Annotated in this window: 22 protein-coding genes and 1 other RNA gene; 15 read left to right on the forward strand and 8 right to left on the reverse strand. The window is 61.5% G+C overall.

Features of this window, described 5'->3' with window-relative positions:
• Positions 1-118: 118 nt before the first annotated feature.
• Positions 119-2,104: a transketolase gene (gene tkt / locus A4A58_RS19685; protein WP_068735166.1), complete on the reverse strand. Its 1,986-nt coding sequence runs from the start codon at positions 2,102-2,104 to the stop codon at positions 119-121.
• A gap of 309 nt (positions 2,105-2,413) precedes the next feature.
• Here tkt and A4A58_RS19690 point away from each other — a divergent pair, with 309 nt between their 5' ends.
• From A4A58_RS19690 to A4A58_RS19710, 5 genes are all read left to right on the forward strand, one after another.
• On the forward strand, positions 2,414-2,743 hold the full coding sequence (locus A4A58_RS19690; RefSeq protein ID WP_068735168.1) for a DUF4164 domain-containing protein: 330 nt from the start codon (positions 2,414-2,416) through the stop codon (positions 2,741-2,743).
• A 6-nt stretch (positions 2,744-2,749) separates the two neighbouring features.
• A complete protein-coding gene (locus A4A58_RS19695) occupies positions 2,750-3,133 on the forward strand; it encodes a cell division protein ZapA (protein ID WP_068735170.1) in 384 nt (127 codons plus the stop codon).
• A 61-nt stretch (positions 3,134-3,194) separates the two neighbouring features.
• A non-coding RNA gene (ssrS, locus tag A4A58_RS19700) (6S RNA) lies at positions 3,195-3,354 on the forward strand.
• A gap of 136 nt (positions 3,355-3,490) precedes the next feature.
• Positions 3,491-4,078 carry a 5-formyltetrahydrofolate cyclo-ligase gene (locus A4A58_RS19705; RefSeq protein ID WP_068735172.1) on the forward strand — a complete coding sequence of 196 codons (588 nt, stop codon included), beginning with the start codon at positions 3,491-3,493 and terminating at the stop codon, positions 4,076-4,078.
• Position 4,079: 1 nt separating this feature from the next.
• Positions 4,080-4,904, forward strand: coding sequence for a TIGR00282 family metallophosphoesterase (locus A4A58_RS19710; RefSeq protein ID WP_068735174.1), 825 nt, complete (start codon positions 4,080-4,082; stop codon positions 4,902-4,904).
• 6 nt (positions 4,905-4,910) lie between these two features.
• Here A4A58_RS19710 and A4A58_RS19715 read toward each other — a convergent pair whose 3' ends face one another.
• From A4A58_RS19715 to A4A58_RS19735, 5 genes are all read right to left on the reverse strand, one after another.
• On the reverse strand, positions 4,911-6,257 hold the full coding sequence (locus A4A58_RS19715; protein WP_068735176.1) for a cytochrome c: 1,347 nt from the start codon (positions 6,255-6,257) through the stop codon (positions 4,911-4,913).
• The gene (locus A4A58_RS19720) at positions 6,254-8,458 is read right to left on the reverse strand and encodes a xanthine dehydrogenase family protein molybdopterin-binding subunit (RefSeq protein WP_081421960.1); all 2,205 of its coding nucleotides are present in this window, start codon (positions 8,456-8,458) and stop codon (positions 6,254-6,256) included. The genes A4A58_RS19715 and A4A58_RS19720 overlap by 4 nt, the downstream gene beginning before the upstream one ends.
• A gap of 9 nt (positions 8,459-8,467) precedes the next feature.
• Positions 8,468-8,932: a (2Fe-2S)-binding protein gene (locus A4A58_RS19725; RefSeq protein ID WP_068735178.1), complete on the reverse strand. Its 465-nt coding sequence runs from the start codon at positions 8,930-8,932 to the stop codon at positions 8,468-8,470.
• 309 nt (positions 8,933-9,241) lie between these two features.
• Positions 9,242-10,168, reverse strand: coding sequence for a polyphosphate kinase 2 (gene ppk2, locus A4A58_RS19730; protein ID WP_068735179.1), 927 nt, complete (start codon positions 10,166-10,168; stop codon positions 9,242-9,244).
• Between the two features lie 597 nt (positions 10,169-10,765).
• Positions 10,766-12,517, reverse strand: a complete 1,752-nt coding sequence (locus A4A58_RS19735; RefSeq protein ID WP_068735182.1) for a methyl-accepting chemotaxis protein — start codon at positions 12,515-12,517, stop codon at positions 10,766-10,768.
• Between the two features lie 188 nt (positions 12,518-12,705).
• Between A4A58_RS19735 and A4A58_RS19740 the strand changes: the two genes are divergently transcribed.
• From A4A58_RS19740 to A4A58_RS19765, 6 genes are all read left to right on the forward strand, one after another.
• Complete coding sequence (locus A4A58_RS19740) at positions 12,706-13,452, forward strand: YebC/PmpR family DNA-binding transcriptional regulator (protein ID WP_068735184.1); 747 nt, start codon at positions 12,706-12,708, stop codon at positions 13,450-13,452.
• An 85-nt stretch (positions 13,453-13,537) separates the two neighbouring features.
• On the forward strand, positions 13,538-14,065 hold the full coding sequence (gene ruvC, locus A4A58_RS19745; protein WP_068735186.1) for a crossover junction endodeoxyribonuclease RuvC: 528 nt from the start codon (positions 13,538-13,540) through the stop codon (positions 14,063-14,065).
• Complete coding sequence (gene ruvA / locus A4A58_RS19750; RefSeq protein ID WP_068735188.1) at positions 14,062-14,679, forward strand: Holliday junction branch migration protein RuvA; 618 nt, start codon at positions 14,062-14,064, stop codon at positions 14,677-14,679. The genes ruvC and ruvA overlap by 4 nt, the downstream gene beginning before the upstream one ends.
• Positions 14,676-15,176 (forward strand): hypothetical protein, encoded by a 501-nt coding sequence (locus tag A4A58_RS19755; RefSeq protein ID WP_068735190.1) that lies wholly within the window; start codon positions 14,676-14,678, stop codon positions 15,174-15,176. Before ruvA ends, A4A58_RS19755 begins: the two co-directional genes overlap by 4 nt.
• A complete protein-coding gene (ruvB, locus tag A4A58_RS19760; protein ID WP_068735193.1) occupies positions 15,173-16,222 on the forward strand; it encodes a Holliday junction branch migration DNA helicase RuvB in 1,050 nt (349 codons plus the stop codon). Before A4A58_RS19755 ends, ruvB begins: the two co-directional genes overlap by 4 nt.
• A 4-nt stretch (positions 16,223-16,226) precedes the next feature.
• Positions 16,227-16,637 carry an NUDIX hydrolase gene (locus A4A58_RS19765; protein ID WP_068735195.1) on the forward strand — a complete coding sequence of 137 codons (411 nt, stop codon included), beginning with the start codon at positions 16,227-16,229 and terminating at the stop codon, positions 16,635-16,637.
• A 218-nt stretch (positions 16,638-16,855) separates the two neighbouring features.
• On the opposite strand, the gene rocD is transcribed toward A4A58_RS19765, so the two are convergent.
• Positions 16,856-18,073 (reverse strand): ornithine--oxo-acid transaminase, encoded by a 1,218-nt coding sequence (rocD, locus tag A4A58_RS19770; protein WP_068735197.1) that lies wholly within the window; start codon positions 18,071-18,073, stop codon positions 16,856-16,858.
• Positions 18,074-18,314: 241 nt separating this feature from the next.
• Here rocD and A4A58_RS19775 point away from each other — a divergent pair, with 241 nt between their 5' ends.
• From A4A58_RS19775 to A4A58_RS19785, 3 genes are all read left to right on the forward strand, one after another.
• Positions 18,315-21,098, forward strand: a complete 2,784-nt coding sequence (locus tag A4A58_RS19775) for a UPF0182 family membrane protein (protein WP_068735199.1) — start codon at positions 18,315-18,317, stop codon at positions 21,096-21,098.
• Between the two features lie 331 nt (positions 21,099-21,429).
• Positions 21,430-21,876: a tol-pal system-associated acyl-CoA thioesterase gene (ybgC, locus tag A4A58_RS19780; protein WP_068735201.1), complete on the forward strand. Its 447-nt coding sequence runs from the start codon at positions 21,430-21,432 to the stop codon at positions 21,874-21,876.
• 81 nt (positions 21,877-21,957) lie between these two features.
• Positions 21,958-22,425 (forward strand): DUF1348 family protein, encoded by a 468-nt coding sequence (locus A4A58_RS19785; RefSeq protein ID WP_068735203.1) that lies wholly within the window; start codon positions 21,958-21,960, stop codon positions 22,423-22,425.
• A 45-nt stretch (positions 22,426-22,470) separates the two neighbouring features.
• On the opposite strand, the gene phnF is transcribed toward A4A58_RS19785, so the two are convergent.
• Positions 22,471-23,205, reverse strand: coding sequence for a phosphonate metabolism transcriptional regulator PhnF (phnF, locus tag A4A58_RS19790; RefSeq protein ID WP_068735417.1), 735 nt, complete (start codon positions 23,203-23,205; stop codon positions 22,471-22,473).
• A gap of 125 nt (positions 23,206-23,330) precedes the next feature.
• On the opposite strand from phnF, the gene phnG reads away from it, so the two are divergent.
• Positions 23,331-23,792: a phosphonate C-P lyase system protein PhnG gene (gene phnG / locus A4A58_RS19795; RefSeq protein ID WP_081421961.1), complete on the forward strand. Its 462-nt coding sequence runs from the start codon at positions 23,331-23,333 to the stop codon at positions 23,790-23,792.
• Positions 23,793-23,794 lie beyond the last annotated feature (2 nt).

Genomic DNA, 23,794 nt, shown 5'->3' on the forward strand with positions numbered 1-23,794 from the left:
CCTTTTATTAGGCTCAAACCTCGCGTGAGGGCCTTCATATAGTGTCGTGTGACGGGCGTTTCATGCCCTGAATGGAACGCTGGTGCAATGTGTCAAATTTACCAGCGTTCCGATAGAGTTAAGCCGCGTTGTGCTTGCTGGTTGCAGCCTCGACCACGGCTTCGGCGGTGATGCCGAACAGCTTGTAAAGCTCCTTCGCCGGCGCGCTCGAGCCGAAGCCCTTCATGCCGATGAAGGTGCCGTCGTGTCCGATCACGGCATCCCAGCCGAACCGGACCGCGGCTTCGACGGCGATCTTGATCGGCGCGTCGCCAATGATTGCCTTCTGGCGCTCTTCAGGCTGCTCTAGCAGCAGTTCGAGCGAGGGGACCGATACGACCCGCGTCGCGATGCCCTTGTCGGCCAGTTGCTTCTGCGCTGCGACGGCGATCTCGACTTCCGAACCCGAGGCGAAGATCGACACGGCGGCTTTGCCCTTGGCCGCGATCAACTCATAGCCGCCAGCGGCGCAGAGATTGTCGTCGTGATGGGTGGTGCGCACCGGCGTCAGATTCTGGCGCGACAGGGCCAGCATGGTTGGGCCGTTGGTCTTCTCCATGGCGAGCTGCCAGCATTCGGCGGTCTCGACTGTATCCGCGGGGCGGAACACGCGCATGTTCGGCATCGCGCGCATCGCCGCCAGATGCTCCACAGGCTGGTGGGTCGGGCCGTCTTCGCCGAGGCCGATCGAGTCATGGGTCATGATGTAGATGACCGGGATCTGCGCCAGCGCCGAGATGCGCATCGCCGGGCGTGCATAGTCGGTGAAGCACATGAAGGTCGCGCCCGCCGGGATGAATCCGCCATGCAGCGCGATGCCGTTCATGGCGGCGGCCATGCCCATTTCGCGGATGCCGTAGTGAATGTAGCGGCCCTTGAAGTCGCCGGGCTTCACCTCAATGGCACTCTTGGTGCGGGTGTTGTTCGACGGCGTCAGGTCGGCGGAGCCGATCACCATCTCCGGTACGACCTGCACCAGCGCTTCCAGTGCGAGTTCGCTCGCCTTGCGGGTCGCGACGGTCTGCGGTTCGTCGACCAGCTTCTTCTTGAGTTGACGGATCGCATCTTCCATGGCGGCCGGCCGAACGTGATCGTTACGGCGAGTGAATTCGGCGCGTTTGTCGTCCGGCAGCGCCTCGAAACGCTTGGTCCAGTCAGCATGCGCCGATGCGCCCTGTTTGCCGACATTGCGCCATGCGGTCAGCACGTCATCCGGCACTTCGAACGGGCCGTAATCCCATCCCAGCGCCTTCTTGGCGCCAGCGAGTTCTTCCGCGCCAAGCGGTTCGCCATGCGCCTTCGAGGTGCCGGCCTTCTTCGGCGCGCCGAAGCCGATAGTGGTCTTGCAGGCGATCATCGATGGACGGTCGGAGGCTTGCGCACGCTTGATGGATGCAGCGATGGCACTCTGATCGTGGCCATCGACATGCTCGGAATTCCAGCCATGGGCCTTGAAGCGCGCAACCTGGTCGACACTATCGGCGAGCGTCAACGGACCGTCGATCGAAATGCCGTTGTCGTCATAGAGGAAGATCAGCTTCGAGAGCTTGAGATGACCGGCAAGTGCCATCGCTTCATGGCTGACGCCTTCCATGAGGTCGCCATCGGAGCACAGCACGTAAGTGTAGTGATCGACCACGTCGCCATATTCGGCGGCCAGCATGCGCTCGGCGAGCGCGAAGCCGACCGACGTGGCGATGCCCTGTCCGAGCGGACCGGTGGTGGTCTCGACGCCTGAGGTATGGAAATTCTCAGGGTGCCCGGGGGTCTTCGAATGCAGCTGGCGGAAGTTCTTCAGCTGGTCGAGCGTCATCTCCTTGTTGCCCGTCAGATAGAGCAGGGCATAGAGCAACATCGAGCCGTGGCCGGCCGAGAGGATGAAGCGATCGCGATCGGGCCACTTCGGATCGGCTGCATCGAATTTGAGGAACTGCGTGAACAGCACGGTGGCGACGTCGGCGGCGCCCATCGGCAGCCCAGGGTGACCGGATTTGGCCTTTTCCACGCCATCCATGGCGAGGGCACGAATCGCGTTGGCCATTTTCGAGTGATCAACCTGCGCCATGTCGTTTTCCGTCTAAATTGAAGGGATTGGAATATTTTGCGTCCGCGAGAGGGGCGGTCTGCAGCGAGATGTTGGGATCGCTTAGGAGAAACTGGTGGATAGCATCTGGGTTCCTGGGAGTCCAAGGTCTCCCGGACAGTTCTGGTCTGTGGATATCTACCGGCGGTTTTTGTCGGCTTTGCGGTGCATAGCTTTTAAGCGGCGTTGCGTCCGGCTCGCTTGCAACCTAAGTTTCAGGGCCTAAAGGCTTGCGGAGCCGTGGTTTTTGAGCTCCGGTCGCATCACACCCAAGGTCCCGCGTAACCCAGTATGATCGAACGCCCCGCCCATCTCACAGCCTCCGATCCCGCCAATGGCGGTGCGGCCGAGATCGACGCTGCCACGCGGCGGTTGATGGCGGCGCTGGATGCTCTGGAAAGTGCGGTCGAGCGCCGCCGTGAGGCGGACCGTGACGAGGATGAGCTGGCCACCCGCATTCAGGCGCTTGGCGCCGACCGATCCCGGCTGGCGGATGAGCTCGATGGCACGCTGGTGAAATCGCGCCGGCTGGAGCGTGCCAACCGCGACATCGCCGACAAGCTCGACACCGCCATCGGCACCATCCGCGCAGTGCTGGCCGCGGATAATGCGCATGAGTAAAGCGAGATGAGCCACGTCAACGTTACGATCAATGGCCGGCAATATCGCATGGCCTGCGAGGAGGGGCAGGAGACCCGCCTGCTGCGGCTGGCGGAAAGTCTTGAATCCCGCGTCGAAAACCTGCGTGGCAAATTCGGTGAGATCGGCGATGCGCGGCTGACGGTGATGGCGGCGCTGACCATTGCCGACGAACTGGTCGATGCCAATCAGCAGATCCGTGCCCTGCAGGAAGAACTCGCCGCATTGCGCGATGTGCGCGTTGTCGCCGCGGATCGCGCACGGGCAACGCAGACGGCGGTTGCCGCGGCCCTGAATGCTGCGGCCGAGCGGATCGAGAAGACCACCCAGGTGCTCAACCGCACCATCGGCGGCGGCGTTGCTATTGGATAACGCAGGCTTTGATGCCAAGCGGGCACTGGCGCATCCGTCTCATAACCCCTACATTGCTCAGGCGAGGCTGCGTCGCGCGTCAGGAGCCATATATCCCCGGGGCCTTATCGATCCTTCAGGGAACTGTCCCTGACCAGGTCCGTGGACCTGGTCACATGGTGCCCACCTACTTTCGTAGGTGCTCCGGGATCGAGTGCTTCAACGGCCATCGTGGCTTCGCACTTTTACTTACTTTCTTGCTTGATGGCTGCGGCCCTTTGCGTGGCGTTTGCCGCGCATTTTAACCTCGCTGGCCAAAGATGATCGCGAAGACGGTCCTGCGCTTCCGTAGGCTCTGCGGACAGCATATCGTGCGGCATGTCCGACACGCCGCCCACTCCGACAAAGATTGAGCTCCGCATCGCCGCGTTGGCACGCCGCACGGCGCTGAGCGAGGCTGAACGGTCGGCAGCCGCACAAGCCATCGCCGCACGTGGGCTGCCTTTCCCTGTCAGGGCCGATAGCATCGTCGCCGGCTATTCTCCTATTCGCAGCGAAATCGATCCGATCCCGTTGATGCAGCATCTTGCCGTACAGGGGGCGCGACTGGCACTCCCGGTGATCATCGCTCGTGATGAACCCCTGATGTTCCGGATCTGGAGCCCGAGCGATGCGCTGGTGCGCGGCTCGCTTGGCATTCCGGAACCAGCACCGGAAGCGCCGCCACTGATCCCCGATATCCTGCTGGTACCACTCGCGACATTCGACCGCGCCGGCCACCGCATTGGCTATGGCGCGGGGCATTACGACCGCACCTTCGCGCAACTGCACGCCATCAAGCCATTTATCTCCGTTGGTTTGGCCTTCGATACCCAGGAAATCGAGGCCATTCCCATGCAACCGCACGACGTGGCGCTGGATTATGTGTTAACCGAGACCCGGACGATCGATTTTCGGAGCATCTGACTTGCGTATTCTCTTCATCGGCGACGTGGTCGGCAAAACCGGCCGCGTGGTGATCCTCGAAAAACTGCCGGGCCTGATCCGCGACTGGAAGCTCGATCTTGTCATCATCAATGGCGAGAACGCCGCCGGCGGCTTCGGTATCACCGAGACGATCTACAATGATCTTGTCGACGCCGGCGCCGATGCGGTGACGATCGGCAATCACGCCTGGAATCAGAAAGAGGCGCTGGTGTTCATCGAACGCGCGCCGCGTCTGATCCGTCCGTTGAATTTCCCGCGCCACACGCCGGGCCGCGGCGCCGCGCTGATCGACGCCAAGAACGGTGCGCGTGCGCTGGTGATAAATGCCATGGGCCGCGTCTTCATGGAGCCGCTCAACGATCCGTTCAGCGCTGTCGGCAAGGAGATCGATGCCTGTCCGCTGGTGGAAGCCGCGGACGCCATCGTGGTGGATTTCCACGGCGAAGCCTCGAGCGAAAAGCAGGGCATGGGTTACTTCTGCGATGGCCGCGTGAGCCTCGTCGTCGGCACGCATACGCATGTGCCGACCGCCGATCATCAAATCCTGTCCGGTGGCACAGCTTACATGACCGATGCCGGCATGACCGGCGACTATGATTCCGTGATTGGCATGCAGAAGGAAGAGCCTGTCAGGCGCTTCACGACCGGCATTCCGTCCGGTCGTTTCGAACCTGCCTTCGGCCCGGCGACCTTGTCGGGCGTTGCGGTTGAAACCGATGACAAAACCGGCCTTGCCTCGCGCATCGCGCCGGTGCGGCTCGGTGGCCGACTGTCGCAGGCCGTGCCCGAGTTCTGGCTGAACTAGTTCAGCCTACTGCTCTGTCTGCTTGCGCAAATCTGCGACGTCGCTTGCCGTGATCTGCGATCCCTTGCTGCCGAAGCGTGCGGTCACGTAATTCGCGACAGCCGCGATCTCCGTATCTGAATGGCTTTTGCCGAAAGCTGGCATCGAGAGCGCGCCTTGCGGCGTATGCCGCTTGGTGCCGGAGATCACGATCTGCGCCACGTTCGTCGCGCCAGGATCGTTAACGGCCCACGCGCCGGTCAGCGTGGCCATGGGCGAGAGTGCGCTCTCGCCTGTCCAGCCATGGCAGCTCACGCAGGCGCCCTGAAAGACCGTCTTGCCAAGCGCGTTCGCTGTCATGCCGTCCCTGTGCGAGGGCGGTGCGGGTGGCGCGAGTTTCGCGGGCAGATCAGGCGAGGGCATCGCCGGCACTGTGCGCAGGAATGCGACCATCGCCTTGATATCCGTCGGCGCCATCTTGCTGAAACTGTGGTCCACCGCTTCGCCCATCGGCCCCGAAGCGGTGCCGTGACCTTTGGCATGTCCGATCGACAGATAGGAAACGACATCGTCGTCGCTCCAGCCGCCAAGGCCTGTCGTCTTGTCCGAGGTGATATTGAAGGCCCGCCATCCGGCGGTCAGGGCGCCAGCGAACTTCTTGCGGTTGTCGAGCGCAAAGCCGAGATTGCGCGGCGTGTGGCATTCGCCGCAATGCGCCAACGCCTCGACGAGATAGGCGCCCCTGTTCCATTCCGGGCTTTGTGACGTGTCGGGTTCGAAGCGCGTATCAGGATTGAACAATGCCGACCAGAACGTCATTGCCCAGCGTTGGTTGAATGGAAAGGCCAGCGTATTCTCAGGCGGTGCGGCGCGCACCGGTGCGAGGCTGAACAGATAGGCCTTGACCGCGAGCGTGTCCGCATCGGTCATGTAGGTGTAGGACGTATAGGGCATCGCCGGATAGAGCCGGGCGCCGTCGTGGCGCTTGCCGCTTCGAACGGCGTCGAGAAACTGCTGATCGGTGTAGTTGCCAATGCCTGTCTCTTTGTCCGGCGTGATGTTGGTCGAGTAAAGTGTGCCGAACGGCAGTTTGAACGCGAAGCCGCCGGCATATTCTTTTCCGCCGGGTGCAGTGTGGCAGACCATGCAATCCGCCGCACGCGCGAGATATTCACCGCGCTCGATCGGGCTGGCGTTGGTCATGTTGGCGGGAACGCCGGTGGGATTGGGGCCCTTGTAGTCGGCCAGCGCCACCTTCGGGCCGCCCGAGAAGGCCATCGGTCCGGGGCCGCGCACATAGAGCGTAGCGCCGGCGGCACCGACAACACCGATAAGGATGACGCTGCCGAGAATGCGACGTGCGGCGGGCGTCATGACTTCTTCCTTTCGGCTATCGCATCGCGGTCGATCGGCATCCTCCGCAGCGCAACGCCAGTCGCGGCATAAATCGCATTGCGTAGTGCCGGCGGTCCGCCGATCACGCCGCACTCGCCGATACCGCCGGGCGCCTCGCCGCTCTTGATGAGGTGGACATTGATTTTCGGCATCTGGTCGATCCGAAGCATGCGGTAGTCGTGGAAATTGGACTGCTGCACGCGTCCCTTTTCGATGGTGATGTCGCCATAGAGCGCGGCGGTGAGGCCGAATACGATGCCGCCTTCGATCTGCGCCATGATGGTGTCAGGATTGACGGCGATGCCGGTGTCGACCGCCACGTTGACCTGACGCAGACGAATTTCTCCCTGCGAATCGATCTCCGCTTCGACCACAGTCGCGATCGACGTATCGAAGGTGGGCTGGATGCTCACGCCGCGTCCGACGCGCGCTGGCAGCGGCTGACCCCAGTTGGCCTTCTCTGCCGCGAGATTGAGGGCCGCCAGCATCCGCGGCGCCTTGCCGAGCAATTCACGCCGGAACACGACGGGATCCTTGCCGGCCTTGCGAGCGAGCTCATCCATGAAGCTCTCGATCGCGAACACGTTGTTGTTCGGGCCGACGCCGCGCCAGAAGCCGGTCGGCACCGCCGGCGGTTCGACACGGACATATTCACACTGGAAATGCGGGAAGTCGTAGGGCTGGTCCGCAGCACTATCGATGGCGTCGATGTCGATGCCCTTCTGGAACGCAGGCGGCAGCCAGCGCGCGATCACGGCCGAGCCTGCGATCTTGTACTTGAAGCCGACCACTTTGCCGTTGGACAGTGTCGCCGAAATATTGTCGCGATAGACGGGGCGATAAATGTCGTGCTGGATGTCCTCTTCGCGGGTCCACACCACCTTGACCGGTCCATTGACCTGTTTGGCGATGCGCACCGCCGCCACGACCATGTCGGGCTCAAGCCTGCGGCCGAAGCCGCCGCCAATCATGTGCTGATTTACTGTGACCTTGTCGATCGGCAGGCCAGCGGCCTTGGCAGCCTCGGATTGCACCCGCGACATGATCTGCGTGCCCGTCCAGACCTCGCAGGAATCCCCCTTGAAGTGCACCGTGCAATTCAAGGGCTCCATGGTCGCGTGCGCAAGGAACGGCATCTCGTAGGACGCGTCGATCCGTTCGCCGGTGGCGAGACCCTTGGCGATGTCGCCGACCGATTTGGCGATCACGCCGTCCGTCTCGCTGGCCGCGCGCAAATGCGCCCAGATGTCCTTCGAACTGATCTTGGCGTTGGGACCTTCATCCCAAGTGATATCGAGCGCTTCGAGCCCGGACCTGGCGGCCCACATGTGATCGCCGACCACGGCCACGAGGTCGTCGAGCACGACGATCTGCCGCACGCCCGGAATTTTCTTCGCCGCGCGGTCATCGACCTTGGCGAGTTTGCCGCCGAACACCGGGCATTGTGCCAGCGTCGCGAATGTCATGCCCGGCACCATCGCGTCGATACCGTAGATCGTCTTGCCGTTGACCTTGTCCGGTGTATCGAAGCGCTTCAGCGGCTTGCCGATCACCGAGAAGTCTTTCGGGTCCTTGAGCGCGACGTCCTTCGGCGGCGTGAGTTTGCCGGCGGCGTCGCACAACTCGCCATAGGACAGTTTGCGCCCGCTGGCCGCATGCATCACTTGCCCGTTCGACGCCGTGCAGTTCGCAGGTTCGACCTGCCACTGTTCAGCTGCGGCTTGCACCAGCATCGCACGCGCGGTTGCACCGGCATTGCGCAGCGGTTTCCAGAATGCGCGCACCGAAGTCGATCCGCCGGTCGCCTGGATGATGAAAATTGGATTTCCGTAGAGTTTGTCGCTGGGCGGCGCATGTTGCAGCGTGATCTGCGCATAGTCCGCGTCGAGCTCTTCGGCGAGGATCATGGCGATGGCGGTGTAGATGCCTTGCCCCATCTCGACTTGCGGCATCACCAGTGTCGTCTTGCCGGTAGTGTCGATGCGGATGAAGGCGTTGGGGGCGAATTTGCCCTCCGTCGTATCGGGAGGCTGTGTCGGCTCATTGGCCGCGCGTACCGGAAGCTGGAAGGCGAACATAAAGCCGCCCACAAAGGCGCCAGCGAGCAGATTGCGCCGTGACAGGCCAGAAGGCTTGTTTGCAGGACTGGCCGCAACAAGCATGTTGTCTGCAAGTTTCATGGCCGACTCCTAGGTTTGCCGTTCGGAGGCAGCATGTTTGATGGCTTCACGCACCCGGACATAGGTGCCGCAGCGACAGATATTTCCGGCCATGGCGGCATCGATGTCAGAATCGTCGGGGGTCGGCGTAGAAGCGAGGAGCGCCGCCGCCGACATGATCTGCCCGGACTGGCAGTAACCGCATTGAATGACTTCGAGATCGAGCCAGGCTTTCTGCACCTTGGCGCCAACCGGTGTGGTGCCGACGCCTTCGATCGTTGTGATGGCGCGCCCGCTCACCGCACTAACCGGCAGCAGACAGGAGCGCACGGCCTTGCCGTCGACATGCACGGTGCATGCCCCGCATAGCGCGACGCCGCAGCCGAATTTCGTACCGGTCATGCCGAGAATGTCGCGCAGCACCCAGAGCAGAGGCATGTCGTCTGGTGCGTCGAAGGACTTCTGCTCGCCGTTGATAGTAAGATTTGTCGCCATGGAGCCTCCAATCGACCGGCAGCCAATTCAACAGGGGTGTCCAATAACGTCCCGTCGGAAGACCGATTGGAATTAGTATAATCTTACAGCCGTCATTTCAACAGAAGGAAATATCCCAACTGCGTGATGCAAGTGCGCGCAATTGTTGCGATGAGCAACTATCAATTCAATTGCCGGCAATAGCGCAACTATCACGGGCTCCCAATAGTGCGTACATACGTTTTACTCAAAACTGAGATGCTTTGTTCAAGCACCGCGTCGTCAGGGCGGCAGGCAGCGCACAAAGTGCGCTGCCTGCCGCCGATGTCCTCAATATTTCTCCGGCACATACATCTCGGCTGGCACCGGGGTACGATGATAGTCGGGATTGCGCACGCGTGCCGGTAGGACCACGGGCGGATGCTCGACCTCTTGATAGGGGATCTGCTCCAGCAGATGCGCGATGCAGTTCAGGCGCGCCTTCTTCTTGTCGACGGCCTGCACCACATGCCACGGGGCTTCCGGAATATGCGTATGCTCGAGCATCGCTTCCTTTGCCTTGGTGTATTGCTCCCAGCGGGTGCGCGCCTCGACATCCATCGGGCTGAGCTTCCACTGCTTGAGCGGATCGGCGATGCGCATCGAGAAGCGCAGGTGCTGCGCTTCATCGGTGATCGAGAACCAGTATTTGACCAGGATGATGCCCGAGCGCACCAGCATGCGTTCGAATTCCGGCACCGAGCGGAAGAATTCCTCCACGTCATTGTCGGTGCAGAAACCCATCACGCGCTCGACGCCGGCGCGGTTGTACCAGCTTCGATCGAACAGCACGATCTCGCCGCCGGCGGGGAGGTGCGAGACGTAACGCTGGAAGTACCACTGGGTGCGCTCGCGCTCGTTCGGTGCGGGGAGTGCGGCAACGCGGCAGACGCGCGGATTGAGCCGCTGGGTGATGCGCTTGATGACGCCGCCCTTGCCGGCGGAATCGCGGCCTTCGAAGATCACAACGACCTTGAGCTTGTTGTGCTGGACCCAGCTCTGCAGCTTCACCAGTTCGCGCTGCAGGCGGAACAGCTCCTTGAAATAGTGGCGCCGCTCGATGGTCTCCGCGGGGCTGTGGCCGGACATTTCGTTTGTCAGGGCGTCGAGACGATCGTCGTCGATCTCGAGCTCGAGTTCTTCATCGAAGCTGTCCAGCATTTCTGCGCGAATGCGGTCGTGGATTGCTCGAGCGTCGTCGAGGGAATGTTCGGTCATGGCAGCTCCGCTGGTATCGAATGGGTCCACGGTTATGGACCAATGCAAATGTCAGCGGTGTGACACTGCCCCCCAACTTCGCGGCGGGGGAATGGCCCCAATGGGCCTCGCCACCGCTGTGTCCATGCAGGACGGGGTACCGCAAGCCGAATTCAACTACGCGTGATTGGCGCTACCTTGAGGGCCAGGCGTGCGCATCTGAGGTCGCGGGGCTCATTGACGAAGGAAAAATGTGATGAATAAATTCATTCTGTTGGGCGTCGCTTTACTGATCGCCGGCACTGCGAACTGGACCGCACAGGCCAAAGACGGGCATAGCACTGCCAGCAAGCATCGACGGATCATGTCCTCCCACGCGCGGTATGAGGGAAGCGCCCCCGTAATGGTCTATCGCGGATTTGGTGCCGGCCCCGGTTCATATAGATACAGCGCGCCATATGGATATGGCGGCGGTTCATACGGCGGATCTGACGATGCAGAAGGCCGAACAAGCGGCGGCTAGGAGGGGTCTTGGCAGTTTTGGCTGTTACCCACTCACAGACGGAATATGCGGCGCTGCACCAGCTCTCAGGTAGCAGCGCCGTGTGCAAACCCAAATCATAATTTGTACGCCGTGCGGAACCCGCCCCAATGACGTCCCTGTATGCGCACGGGCACGTCGATCTCGCGCATCATCACGGTCTGGCCGTTGCCCATGTCGCGGGCATAGCTCTGAATCAGGTAGGAACGGGTGTTGCGACCGGCGGCCAATCCAGCCGGATCGTTGAAGATGCGGCGGTTGCGGCAGTTGGCCGTGTTCCAGGCGACATCGCCCGGGCGCTGCGGCTTCGAATAGATGCTATTGTGCACCGGCAGATAGCCGTTGCGGTCGATCATGGCGCAGAACGCCATGCGGCTGTCCTTGGCGAGAAATGCATCCTGGAATTCGGGCAGTGCGCGGTCGGCCCAGCCGAGAATCTTTGTCCGGTACTGTACCGGATTGGAGCCGGGGATCTCGACGTAGTTGTCGTCGAACATGTCGTCGATGCTGATAGCGCCGGATGCAATACCGTCGGCAAAGATCTTGTTGAGCACGGCGCCGGCGTCAATGGCGCGGGTGACGAATTCGGTGTTCTCGTCATGGATCGCCCAAAGCCGGTCTTCGATCCGGCTGATGAGAGCCCCGTCGGGCGCGACGAACAGTGCCTGTGCGCCGGCGGGAGAATGTTCGGCAATGCGCAGGCGGCAGGGGCCGACCTCGCTGAGTTCAGCAGCAACGATGTCGTGCAACGGAAGCCGGTTCGCGTCCGGCCCCCCGATGAGAATGCCATCCATCGAGATTTCATAGACCGGCGCGCTGATCTGGCGGCCGCGGGCCTGAAGATCGACGTTGAGGTGACATGGCAGCTTTTCGCGTCGTCGCTCGTCTTCGCGCTCGCTCTGTTTGAGCAGTACCGCGCAACGCGACTTCAGCCGCGAGGCAAACATCGTCACGGCCTGGCCAGCCTGCGCGACATGCTCGCCATGGGCAGCCGCTTCCTTTGCAGCGCTATCGATTTCCGCGGCGCTGTCGCCGACCGAGACGATGAACTGCGAGGCGGTGGCAGCGTTATGCGACATCTCGCTGGTCGTTGCGTTCTGCTCGGCAACTGCGCCATTCACATTGGCAAACACCGGGCGGATCGCGTCGATGGCGATGGAGATGCGATGCACCGCATCGACCGAACTCGCTGCGTCGCGCTGCAGTGTGTCGATCTTCTTCCTGATCTCTTCGGTCGCGCTCTGCGTCTGCACCGCCAGCGCCTTGACCTCGGTGGCGACGACCGAGAAGCCGCGGCCTGCGGCGCCTGCGCGTGCCGCCTCGATGGTCGCGTTCAGCGCCAGCATCGTTGTCTGCCGGGCGATCTGCGCGATCAACTCCAGCACATTGCTGATCGCGGCCGAGGAATCGCGCAGCCGGTCCACATTGGCGCTGGCCTCATGCGCGGCGGCGCCGGCCTCGTCCGCAAGCCGGCTGGCATCGCGCACCTGGGCGCCGATGCCTTCGGCCGAATGAGTGAATTTATCGGCGGCCTGCGCAAAGGTTGTGGCAGTGGATTGCGCGGCGCTGCTGCGGTCGGCCAGCACATCGGTGCGGGCGCGGATGGCGGAGAGGGTGGTGGCGGTCGATTCGGCGCCGCCGGCGACAGACGTCGCGGCACGCTCGAGCTGGCGGATAAGCGCGCCCAGCTCGAGTTCCAGCAACTCCAGAATGTCGCGGGCGGAATCGTTGTCGGAAGCCGCGGGGGCCTCGATTGGCGCCGCTTTGTCGGGCGCAAGTACCGGCACAACCAGATCGGGCTGCTTCCTGCGGAACAGTCCAAATGCCATATTCAAATCTCGCGGATTACAATCTATGCGGGTATCCTTGCACCTGAGTGTGAAGTGAGGGTTAAGGATCGCAGTGGCGGCGATTTTGGCCTGCGAGATTTCGACGCATACTTTTGATTTTGCTGGGCTCTCGGCCTATAACCCCGCGCCGCAGCCCTTAAGACCCCAGACGATTCAAGAGAGACCGCATGGCCGGACATTCCCAATTCAAGAACATCATGCACCGCAAGGGCCGGCAGGATGCCCAGAAGTCCAAGCTGTTCAGCAAGCTGGCGCGCGAAATCACCGTCGCTGCCAAGATGGGGACGCCCGACCCGTCGATGAATGCCCGGCTGCGCTCCGCCGTGATCGCCGCCCGGCAGGAGAACATGCCGCGTGACAACATCGAGCGCGCCATCAAGAAGGCGATCGGTAGCGACGGCGAGAACTACGATGAAATCCGCTACGAGGGCTACGGCCCCGGCGGCGTCGCCGTCATCGTCGAGGCGCTGACCGACAACCGCAATCGCGCCGCCTCCGACATCCGTTCTTACTTCACCAAATCCGGCGGCAATTTGGGCGAAACCGGCTCAGTTTCCTTCATGTTCGACCATGTCGGCGTGATCGAATATGACGCCGACAAGGCCTCTGCCGACGACATGCTGGAAGCTGCCATCGAGGCCGGTGCGGATGATGTGGTGTCGGGCGAGGGCGGCCACGAGGTCTACGCGTCGCAGGAGACGTTCCGCGAGGTTGCCAAGGGACTGGAAGGCAAGTTCGGCGAAGCCCGCAAGGCCGCGGTGATCTGGAAGCCGCAGAACACGCTCTCGGTCGATGACGAGACCGGCGAGAAGCTGATCAAGCTGATGGACCTGTTGAACGAGCATGACGACGTGCAGAACGTCTATGCCAATTTCGAAGTGTCCGATGCGCTGATGGCCAAGATGGGCGGCTGAACAGGGGCTCAGCTTCCCTCTCTTTCCTTTGGGACGGCTCCGCGTTTCTATTTCGTTCCCTGCCGTCCGGCGTTATCCCTGTGGGATGACACATCCTCCGATTCGCCCTCCTGTCCGTATCATCGGCATCGATCCGGGCCTGCGCCGCACCGGCTGGGGCGTGATCGAGATCGACGGCAACCGGCTGACCTATATCGGCTGCGGTTCGGTGGAACCGCCGGACAATCTGCCGCTGGCGAGCCGGCTGCTCGGCATTCATGAAGGGCTCGCCAAGGTGCTCGGCGACTTCCAGCCGGCCGAAGCTGCGGTCGAACAGACCTTCGTCAACAAGGACGGCGTTGCCACGCTGAAGCTCGGCCAGGCGCGCGGTATCGCCATGATGACGCCGGCGATGTTTGGCATTGCCGTCGCCGAATACGCGCCCAATCAGGTGAAGAAGACCGTGGTCGGCGCGGGCCACGCCGACAAGAACCAGATCCAGGTGATGCTGAAGATCCTGCTGCCGAAGGCTGAGCCGAAATCCGCCGATGCGGCCGACGCGCTGGCCATCGCCATCACCCATGCGCATCACCGTCAGAGCACGGCACTGCGCCTCAAGGTCGTCGGCGCGTGATCGGCAAGCTCAAAGGCCTGATCGACAGCTATGGCGAGGACTATGTGATCCTCGACGTACAGGGCGTGGGCTATCAGGTGCATTGTTCCGCTCGCACGCTGCAGGCACTGCCGCAGGCGGGTGAAGCTGCGGTGCTCGCCATCGAAACATATGTCCGCGAAGACCATATCAAGCTGTTCGGATTCCGCAGCGATATGGAGCGCGAATGGTTTCGCCTGCTGCAGACTGTGCAGGGCGTTGGTGCCAAGGTCGCGCTCGCCGTGCTTAGCACGCTGCCGCCGGCCGACCTCGCCAATGCCATCGCGCTGCGCGACAAGACGGCCGTGGCGCGCACGCCGGGCGTCGGTCCTAAAGTGGCCGAGCGCATCGTCAGCGAATTGAAGGACAAGGCGCCGGCCTTTGCGTCCGTTGATCCGGTGGTCGCGCAACTCGCCGGCGCGATGGACGATAACCGCGCACCAGGCGCCGTCAGGGATGCGATCTCCGCGCTGGTCAATCTCGGTTATGGCCAGCCGCAGGCGGCGGCCGCCGTCGCAGCCGCGTCGCGCAGCGCAGGTGAAAGTGCGGAAACGGCGCAACTCATCAAGCTCGGGCTGAAGGAACTGGCGAAGTGAGCCTTGCCAGAATCGCCCGTGTGATCGGCATTGTCGCGATCTTCGGTATTGTCGGTTCGCTATCCGTGGCTGCACTTGTGTCGTTGCTTGTGGTCGGTCTGGGTGCGTCGATCCTGCAATTGATCTTCTCTGTGGCCGATCTCGATGGTTTCAGATCGCTTGTCTCGATTGCACTGTGGCTGCTGGCATTCGTTGCGGCATTGGCGGCGCTGCTGCCGTCGCTCGGTGCCGGCGTCGTCTTTGCGCTGTCGGCCGTCTATGCCGGGCAAAACGCGATCTGGATGGCGTGGCTCGCCGCGGCCGTCGGCATTGCCGGCTTCATCGGGTTTGGGATGTTCGTTCAGCCCTCGGAATCCTCAGCAGTGATTTTGCCCGGCGTTCGATCGCTCACGCAGGCGCTGTCACTGTCCGCATTGCTCGCGGGCATTGCCGTGATCCCAGCCAGCCTGTGCTGGTGGTTCGCGCGGCCGTTGCACCGTGGTAACGTCGCATCATGAATACGCCACCCGATCGCATGGTTACACCTGAGCGCCGCTCTGACGATGTCGGCGACACCACGCTGCGCCCGCAGTCGCTGTCCGATTTCGTCGGCCAGGCACAGGCGCGCGCCAATCTGCAAATCTTTATCGATGCCGCCCGCAAGCGCGGCGAGGCGCTGGATCACACATTGTTTGTGGGGCCGCCCGGCCTCGGCAAGACCACGCTGGCGCAGATCGTGGCGCGTGAACTCGGTGTCGGCTTTCGCGCGACATCGGGGCCGGTGATCGCCAAGGCCGGCGATCTCGCCGCACTGCTCACCAATCTCGAAGAGCGCGATGTGCTGTTCATCGACGAGATCCACCGTCTCAGCCCTGCAGTAGAGGAAGTGCTCTATCCGGCGATGGAGGATTTCCAGCTTGATCTCATCATCGGCGAAGGCCCTGCGGCACGCTCGGTGAAAATCGAATTGTCGAAATTCACGCTGGTCGGCGCGACCACCCGTGCGGGCCTGCTCACCAATCCGCTGCGCGATCGTTTCGGCATTCCGCTGCGGCTGAATTTCTACACGGTCGACGAGCTCGAAAAGATCGTCACCCGCGGCGCCCGCGTGCTGGACATCGGCATGACCCCTGAAGGCTCTAACGAGATTGCGCGCCGCGCCCGCGGCACGCCGCGCATCGCCGGGCGTCTCTTGCGGCGTGTGCGCGACTTCGCCTCCGCTGCGGATGCATCGGCCGTCGACCGCAAGATCGCCGACCACGCGCTGTCCGCACTGGAAGTTGACAGTGCGGGTCTCGATGCGATGGATCGCCGTTATCTCACCACCATCGCCATGAACTATGCTGGTGGCCCGGTCGGTGTCGAAACCATGGCCGCCGCGCTGTCCGAGCCGCGTGATGCCATTGAGGACATCATCGAACCTTATCTGATCCAGTGCGGCTATCTGCAGCGCACGCCGCGCGGGCGCTTGCTGACGTCGCATGCATTCAAGCATCTCGGTCTGAGCGAGCCGAAGCGCGACGCGAGCCAGATCGGGCTATTCGGATCGAGCGAGGAGGAGTAGCGCGATGAGCGAAAAGATTATCGGCGTGGTAGCCGCGCTGATCCGTGACGATAGCGGGCGCATGCTGGTGGTGCGAAAGCGTGGCACCGAGGCCTTCATGCAGCCGGGTGGCAAGCGCGATGTCGGCGAGGACGATCTGGCCGCGCTGGAGCGCGAGATCAGCGAAGAGTTGGGATGCCGAATGGTGCCGGGCTCGGCGCAGGCGCTCGGCCAGTTCAACAGCGTTGCCGCGAATGAGCCGGGATGGCGGGTGCAGGCCAGTGTTTATGCGGTGAAGGTGGATGGAGCGATCGCGCCCCAGGCCGAGATCGCCGAAGCGATTTGGATCAATCCAACTGCGCCTGAGGCTATTGTCCTGGCTCCATTGACGCGTGATCATGTGCTGCCACTCGCAGCTCACGGCTTTTCGTTATGACGGGTTCTACGACCTTCCATCTCGACGGCGCCATCGCCGACGGCCTGCATCGCATGCAGGTGCGGGTTTATTACGAGGACGCCGATTTGGCGGGAAGCTTGTAATTGCCTTTCGGGGACAGACTTTAACGCGCCCGATTCTAAAGACCGGACTATTGCAAATCTTTCGCTTGGCTTCGGTAATCCTCAGATAGCAGGCTTGCCCAATATTGGCGGCCGCTAGGCCTGAACCGTCGATGCGGCGATCTCGTTCAGTACTTCGGTCAATCGGTCTACGGCCCAATCCACCTGTGACTCGTCGATAATCAAGGGGGGCGCAAAGCGTATCGTGTTCCGGTGAGTATCTTTGGTCAGCACTCCCGCCTGAAGCAAGCGGCTGATCACCGTACCGGCACTAACCATGTTGCGGTGTAACTCGACCCCCGCAAACAAACCGCGACCGCGCACCTCGCGGATGATCGGATTTTTGATCGCAGAGAGCCGATCGAGGAGATGCGCGCCGACGGTCGCGGCACGTTCAATCAATCGCTCGTCGATCAGTGTGTCGAGGGCGGCTAATCCAACCGCTGATGCAATCGGGTTGCCTCCGAACGTGCTGCCGTGGTCACCGGGAGTGAAAACCTGCATGACCTCGCGACGGGCGAGGAAAAGCGAAACCGGCAACATCCCGCCACCGAGCGCCTTGCCGAGCATCAGACCGTCGGGTGTTACCCCTTCATGCTGACACGCGAGCAGACGTCCGGTGCGTCCCAGACCGCTCTGGATCTCGTCGCACAGCAGCAGCACGTTGTTCGCCTTGCAAATGCGTGCGGCCTCAGCGAGATATCCAGGGGGCGGCACGTTGATCCCGCCTTCGCCTTGAATTGGTTCGACCAGAAAGGCTGCGGTGTCAGGGGTAACGGCCGCGGCGAGTGCCGACGCATCGCCGAACGGCACGCGCGTGAAGCCGGGCGGGAACGGCCCGAAGCCGTCGCGATATTGGGTTTGCGAAGAAAAGCCAATGATCGAGATGGTACGGCCGTGGAAATTTCCCTCCGCGGTAATGATTTCGGCCCGGTCAGTCGGCACACCCTTGACCTTGTAGGCCCATTTACGTGCCGCCTTGAGCGCCGTCTCGACGGCTTCCGCGCCGCTGTTCATCGGCAACGCGGCGTCCATGCCGGTAAGTGCACAAGCCTTCACGAGAAAAGGCCCCAACTGATCACTGAAATAAGCGCGCGAGATCGTATCCAGGCGCTGTGCCTGTTCTGTCAGCGCCTTGACGAGGCGCGGATGGCAATGGCCGAAGCTTGCCGCCGAATATGCGCCCATCATGTCGATGTAGCGTCTGCCAGCCTCGTCCCACACGTAGACTCCAGCCCCGCGGACGATCGTGACCGGCAATGGTGCATAGTTTCCTGCACCAAAACGGGATTCAAGACCGGCGAAATCAGTCATGACAAGCGCTCCTGCCGCGTTCCTCCCCCGCGCCGGCTCGGCATGCCAGCCCGACCGTTGGTGAGGGCGCACAACCACAACTGCATCGTGAGATCACCGCTCATGGCGCGCGCTCTCCCGATTGGGCGCGCGTAAGGCGATGCGCGCCTCAGTTCTGATGTAGGAAGGCCGACGCAAAAAAAACAGGTGCGAGGGCTCACGACAGGCACCGCCACCTTTTTCGTTCTGCTATAATTCGTTCATGACGATCGGGATTACCGGGCCCGAACGGAAGACGCCAGGGCGAAGCGCCGTGGTCGGGGTGATTGTGACTGCCATCTTCTCCGGAATTTGCCTGATCCTTCTCGGGATTGTCGGCGAGTTCCTGGTCGACTGGATGTGGTTCTCCGCGGTCGGCTATTCGCAGGTTTTTTGGACATCGATCGGCGCCAAAGCCGCAGTCTTTTCCGTCGTCTTTGCGGCAACTGCCGTCATCGTGTGGGCGAACGCCCGGCTGGCACTTTTTCTTGCCCGACGGCGGCGAGGCCGGCTTCCCGTCGGCTTCGACTGGAAACTCGCGGCCACTGCAGTGCCGCCCGATCCATTCGAATTCATACGCGATCGGTTGCCATGGCGCCTCGCCATCGCTGGCGGCGCCGGACTCCTCGCTCTGCTTGTCGCATGGGGGGAGGTCGGCAACTGGAACATCATTCTGCAGTTCCTCTATCAGGTGCCATATGGCGCGAACGATCCGCTGTATGACAAGGATATTGGATTCTATCTGTTTTCTCTGCCCGCCTATATCGCCATCAGGAATTGGGCAGTGCTAACGCTGTTCATGAGCGCGCTTTTCGCCGCAGTGATCTATTGGATGCATGGTCAGATCGAATACCAGGTCCAGCGGTGGTCGATATCACCAACAGTGGTTGCTCACGGCTCGGCGCTGCTCGGCTTGCTCTTTGCGGTGAAGGCATGGTCCTACGGGCTCGACCGCTATTTGCTGCTCTACGGAGACAATGGCGTAGTGGTTGGCGCGAGCTACACCGATGTCCACGTGCAACTGCCCGTTCTCCGGTTGCTGATCGGGCTTTCGATCGTCGCGGCATGCGCTGCGTGGACGAACCTGTGGGCGCGCACCTACCGCCTCCCCACAGCCGCGATGTTGCTCGTCTTCGGCGGCGCTTTCCTGCTGTCCGGCGTGATCCCGACATTGTTTCAGCGCTTCTACGTGAAACCGAACGAACTGGAACTGGAGCGGCCCTACATCGAACGCAGCATCCGCCTGACCAGGGAAGCCTATAATCTCGACCGGATCGCCGCCAAGCCCTTTCCTGCCGAACAGGACCTTACCTTCGGGACACTCGAGGCCAACAAGGCGACCATCGAGAACATCAGATTGTGGGACGGGCAGCCGCTGGCGGATACCTACGCCCAGCTGCAGGAGATACGCACCTATTACAAATTAAGCGACCTGGATGTCGACCGCTACTGGCTTCGCGGCACCTACCAGAGCGTGATGCTGTCGGCACGCGAGCTCAGATCCTCACTGCTGCCGCCGAACGCCCAGACGTGGGTCAACCTCCACCTGCTGTTCACCCACGGCAATGGAGCGGTGATGAGCCCGGTAATGCACAAGAGCGCTGAAGGGCTCCCACTGCTTTACCTGCGGGATATTCCTCCCGTTGCGGATGGCGGCCCCGAAATCCGCGAACCGCGCATTTATTATGGACAAGAGGAGAGCAACTACGTTTTCGTCAGGACTACCACGCCGGAATTCGACTATCCGAAGGGGAGTGAAAACGTATACGCGGCCTACGACGGTGCCGGTGGCATACCGCTGACGGGGATGGTGCGGAAAATCATCTTCGCTCACCACTTCAACGATATGAACCTGCTGCTCTCCAGCTATATCACCGACGACAGCCGGATTATGATCCGGCGCAATATCGGGGAACGGCTACGCATGATCGCCCCATTCCTCAGTCTCGACCACGATCCCTATCTGGTCGTTAGCGAGGGGCGGATGTTCTGGATCCAGGACGCCTATACAACCAGCGACTATTTTCCCTCAGCTCAGCCTGCGCCCGGCCGCAATCTGAACTACATCCGTAATTCCGTGAAGGCCGTCGTCGATGCCTATAACGGCAGTGTCGACTTTTATCTGATGGACCAGGCGGACCCGATCGTGGCCACCTACCAGCGAATCTTTCCGGGGCTATTCAAGCCGCTTGCGGCAATGCCGTCCGATCTGCAAAAGCACATTCGCTATCCCGAGGACCTCTTCCTGATTCAGGCGCAGCTTTACCAGACCTATCACATGGCATCTGCCGACGTTTTCTATAACCGAGAGGATCTTTGGCAGTTTCCGCGCCAGCCGGCCGGCGACGGCGTCGCGCCGATGGTCCCTTACTACATCGTGATGCGGCTGCCCGGAGAAACCCAGGCCGAATTCTTTATCATGATCCCCATGGTGCCAAGCCGACGCGACAACATGATCGCGTGGCTGGCAGCGCGCTGCGACGCTCCCGACTATGGAAAATTGATCGTCTACGAATTTCCCAAGGAGAAGCTCGTCTACGGACCGTTCCAGATCGAGGCGCGCATTCATCAGAACACGGAGATCTCCCAGCAAATATCGTTGTGGAACCAGATGGGTTCACGGGTGATCCGCGGAAACCTGCTGGTGATCCCGATCGAGAATTCGATCCTGTACGTGTCGCCGCTGTACCTGCGCGCAGTCCACGGACACTTGCCGGAGCTCAAGCGCGTGATCGCCGCCTACGGCGAGCATGTCGTCATGAAAGAGACGCTTGCCGAGGCCTTGTCCGCGCTTTTCATCGAAACTAACGCGTCGCCGGCATCGCTGAGTGCTGCAACGGAAATGTCACGTGCGAACCCTGCGGAAAACAGGGCGCAGGAGGCGCTTGATCGCTATAACGAGGCAGTGAAGCTGTTGAGGTCTGGGGATTGGGCAGGCTTCGGCCTGCAGATCGACGCGATGCGCGGTCTTTTGGAGAAAATGAGCCGGGAATCAGCCGGACACTGACCAACGCTGGCTAATTGTCATTCGACAAAGAGAAATTCTCTCGTGATCTCAAATGCCCAAAAAGCTGAGAAATATCAGAATGGCTTTTGAACGCATTGGGAATCCGAAGACTTCCAAGCTGAATACTATAAACTCCGAAGATTGCTTCGCGGTTCAAGCCGCTGTCTGGAAAAGCAATTTGAGATGGTGGATGGTTGCGCGTCCCCGCAACCAAGATTCCAGGTGCATCCCAAGCAAGGTTCAAGCCCAAAGCGATTGGTGCTTGCTGGGGAAGGTGCCTCTGTGCAAGACGGTTACTCTCTGAAGTGTGATTGATAAGAGGAATCTCCCTGTGACAGCCTCTCTTGATGGCGAAATTCGCGACGGTCGTCATCATATGCGGGTTCGCGTCTATTTCGAAGATACTGACTCCGGCCAGATTGTTTATCACGCGAATTTTCTGCGCTTCATGGAACGCGGCAGAACGAACTATTTGCGTTTACTCGGAACAAGTCAGCAAGAGCTGCTGAAAGAAGCGCGAGAAGATGCGCCCGGCTTTGCCTTCGTTGTTCGTTCGATGAAAATTGATTTTCTAAAACCTGCAGTCCTGGACGATCTGCTTGACGTCATCACGGTTCCACAAGAGGTGAGGGGCGCCTCGATCATGCTAAGTCAGGAAGTGCGCCGCGGCGATGAGTTGCTGCTTGAGGCCAAGGTCAAGGTGGCCTTCGTGTCCGGCGGCCGCGCCAAGCCGATTCCGAAGGCACTGCGGATCGCCATGAAGGCCGATCAGATTTAGCGATCGCCCCATAGGTGAAATGGCATCGACTCCGCATGCGGCAAGGCTACAATCCCGGCATATCGCAAAGCCGAGGGTCCCATGTCGCGTCCACCGTTCCCGCCCTTCACCCGAGAAACTGCCGCCCAGAAGGCCCGCATGGCCGAAGATGGCTGGAATTCGCGCGATCCGGTGAAAGTATCGCTCGCCTATACCGAGGACAGCGTCTGGCGTAATCGCGGCGAGTTCTTTCAGGGGCGCCCGGCAATCGTCGAATTCCTCACCCGCAAATGGGCGAAGGAGCACGAATATCGGCTGATCAAGGATCTGTGGGCGTTCGACGGCAATCACATTGCCGTGCGCTTTCAATATGAATGGCACGATGACGCCGGCAACTGGCATCGCTCCTATGGCAACGAGCAGTGGGAATTTGATGAGGCCGGCCTGATGCGACGCCGCGAGGCCAGCATCAATGACATTGCGATTGCCGAAAAGGACCGCCGCTTCCTGTGGCCGGCGCCGGGGCCGCGTCCAGCGGATGTACCGGGTCTCGGCACCGATCCGTTCTAATCCCATCTGAGAGGATCACGTCCGACAGGATCTCATCCGGCAGGATCAGAGAGAACCGCTATCGACCACGAACTCCACGCGCTCGGCGACGAAGCGCGAATGCGTAGCGCTCAGTGGCGTGCCGTCGGCATCCACATCGATGGAATCGACAATCAAGATCGGACGCCCGAGTGCAACGCCAAGCCTTGTCGCATCGGTCGCGTCGATGATCCCCGCAGTGACCTTGGTCGAAGCGCGGCGATAGTCCTTGATGCCGTAATGCGCCAGCGCCTTGGTCATCGAGCGCACACGCTCATAGACCTTGCCGAAATCGGGAAAGCGTTCGGCCGACAGCCAGTTGGTGCCGACACAGATCGGCGTCTTGTCAGCGAGGCGCAGCGCCTCGATGCGGATCAGCGGAGCGCCGGCTTTGAGGCCAAGCTGCCTGGCGAGATCGCGTGTTGCCACATCATCCCAGGCTCCGATCAATTGCGCCTGTGGCTCGCGGCCGCCGGCACCGGCAATTTCCGAGAAGCGCGTGCGTGACCGCAGAGGATATGCCAGCTTTGGCGATTCCACATAGGTGCCGCTGCCGCGCTCGGCGCGCACCAGGCCGCGTTCGGCCAGGGTTGCGAGGGCGCGGCGCACGGTGTGGCGATTGACGCGGTAGATGTCAGCCAGTTCGGTCTCGCCGGGCAGCTTTTCGCCAGCGCCATAGCGACCATCGGCAATGCCGCGCTCGATGCCGTCGGCGACGTGCCGCCACAATGCAACGCCTGTTGGCTTGTCCTGAATGGTCACAAAATCGGTCCCGGAATGATGTCGACCACGCATTAGCGAAAAATCGTGCCGCTGTCACGAAACGGTCATTGCCTCCGCCTATAAAGTTGTCTAGTAAATCATACAACTTGTTGAGCGACGGTGACATGACTTCATCCTCCCTGAACCACCAGCAGGCCCGGCGCCGTGAGGCGATGGGGGTGCTTGGGCACTCCGCCACGGCGGATATCGCCGGATATCTCGATGCTGTGGCTGTTCCCGCCCATGAACATCTGCGTCAGCCGGAAAACGGCCTGGTGATGTTGCGCGGCCGGATCGGCGGCGATGGCGCGCCATTCAATCTGGGCGAAGCGACCGTGTCGCGTGCCGCTGTACGGTTGGCATCAGGCGAGGTTGGCTTCGGCTACACGCTGGGCCGGGATGGTGCGAAGGCGCACCTGATCGCGCTCTGCGATGCACTCATCCAGACCAGTGAATTTTCAGATGCTGTCGAGACCAAGGTGCTCACGCCGCTGCGCGCGCGCGTCGTCGCCGATAGCAAGCGCAAGGCCGCAGAGACCGCGGCAACCAAAGTCGATTTCTACACGCTCGTGCGCGGGGAGGGCTGATC

It is taken from the genome of Tardiphaga robiniae, assembly GCF_001618955.1.
Classification (GTDB): domain Bacteria; phylum Pseudomonadota; class Alphaproteobacteria; order Rhizobiales; family Xanthobacteraceae; genus Tardiphaga; species Tardiphaga robiniae_A.

What these genes read in the sequence shown, in the direction of transcription:
- A4A58_RS19785 (WP_068735203.1), top strand. Translation starts at nt 21,958, where the DNA reads ATGTCGCGTCCACCGTTCCCGCCCTTCACCCGAGAAACTGCCGCCCAG.
- A4A58_RS19725 (WP_068735178.1), bottom strand. Translation starts at nt 8,932, where the DNA reads ATGGCGACAAATCTTACTATCAACGGCGAGCAGAAGTCCTTCGACGCA.
- A4A58_RS19740 (WP_068735184.1), top strand. Translation starts at nt 12,706, where the DNA reads ATGGCCGGACATTCCCAATTCAAGAACATCATGCACCGCAAGGGCCGG.
- ruvC (WP_068735186.1), top strand. Translation starts at nt 13,538, where the DNA reads ATGACACATCCTCCGATTCGCCCTCCTGTCCGTATCATCGGCATCGAT.
- ppk2 (WP_068735179.1), bottom strand. Translation starts at nt 10,168, where the DNA reads ATGACCGAACATTCCCTCGACGACGCTCGAGCAATCCACGACCGCATT.
- A4A58_RS19775 (WP_068735199.1), top strand. Translation starts at nt 18,315, where the DNA reads ATGACGATCGGGATTACCGGGCCCGAACGGAAGACGCCAGGGCGAAGC.
- A4A58_RS19720 (WP_081421960.1), bottom strand. Translation starts at nt 8,458, where the DNA reads ATGAAACTTGCAGACAACATGCTTGTTGCGGCCAGTCCTGCAAACAAG.
- A4A58_RS19715 (WP_068735176.1), bottom strand. Translation starts at nt 6,257, where the DNA reads ATGACGCCCGCCGCACGTCGCATTCTCGGCAGCGTCATCCTTATCGGT.
- A4A58_RS19765 (WP_068735195.1), top strand. Translation starts at nt 16,227, where the DNA reads ATGAGCGAAAAGATTATCGGCGTGGTAGCCGCGCTGATCCGTGACGAT.
- A4A58_RS19695 (WP_068735170.1), top strand. Translation starts at nt 2,750, where the DNA reads ATGAGCCACGTCAACGTTACGATCAATGGCCGGCAATATCGCATGGCC.
- A4A58_RS19735 (WP_068735182.1), bottom strand. Translation starts at nt 12,517, where the DNA reads ATGGCATTTGGACTGTTCCGCAGGAAGCAGCCCGATCTGGTTGTGCCG.
- ruvB (WP_068735193.1), top strand. Translation starts at nt 15,173, where the DNA reads ATGAATACGCCACCCGATCGCATGGTTACACCTGAGCGCCGCTCTGAC.
- A4A58_RS19705 (WP_068735172.1), top strand. Translation starts at nt 3,491, where the DNA reads ATGTCCGACACGCCGCCCACTCCGACAAAGATTGAGCTCCGCATCGCC.
- phnG (WP_081421961.1), top strand. Translation starts at nt 23,331, where the DNA reads ATGACTTCATCCTCCCTGAACCACCAGCAGGCCCGGCGCCGTGAGGCG.
- A4A58_RS19690 (WP_068735168.1), top strand. Translation starts at nt 2,414, where the DNA reads ATGATCGAACGCCCCGCCCATCTCACAGCCTCCGATCCCGCCAATGGC.
- tkt (WP_068735166.1), bottom strand. Translation starts at nt 2,104, where the DNA reads ATGGCGCAGGTTGATCACTCGAAAATGGCCAACGCGATTCGTGCCCTC.
- rocD (WP_068735197.1), bottom strand. Translation starts at nt 18,073, where the DNA reads ATGACTGATTTCGCCGGTCTTGAATCCCGTTTTGGTGCAGGAAACTAT.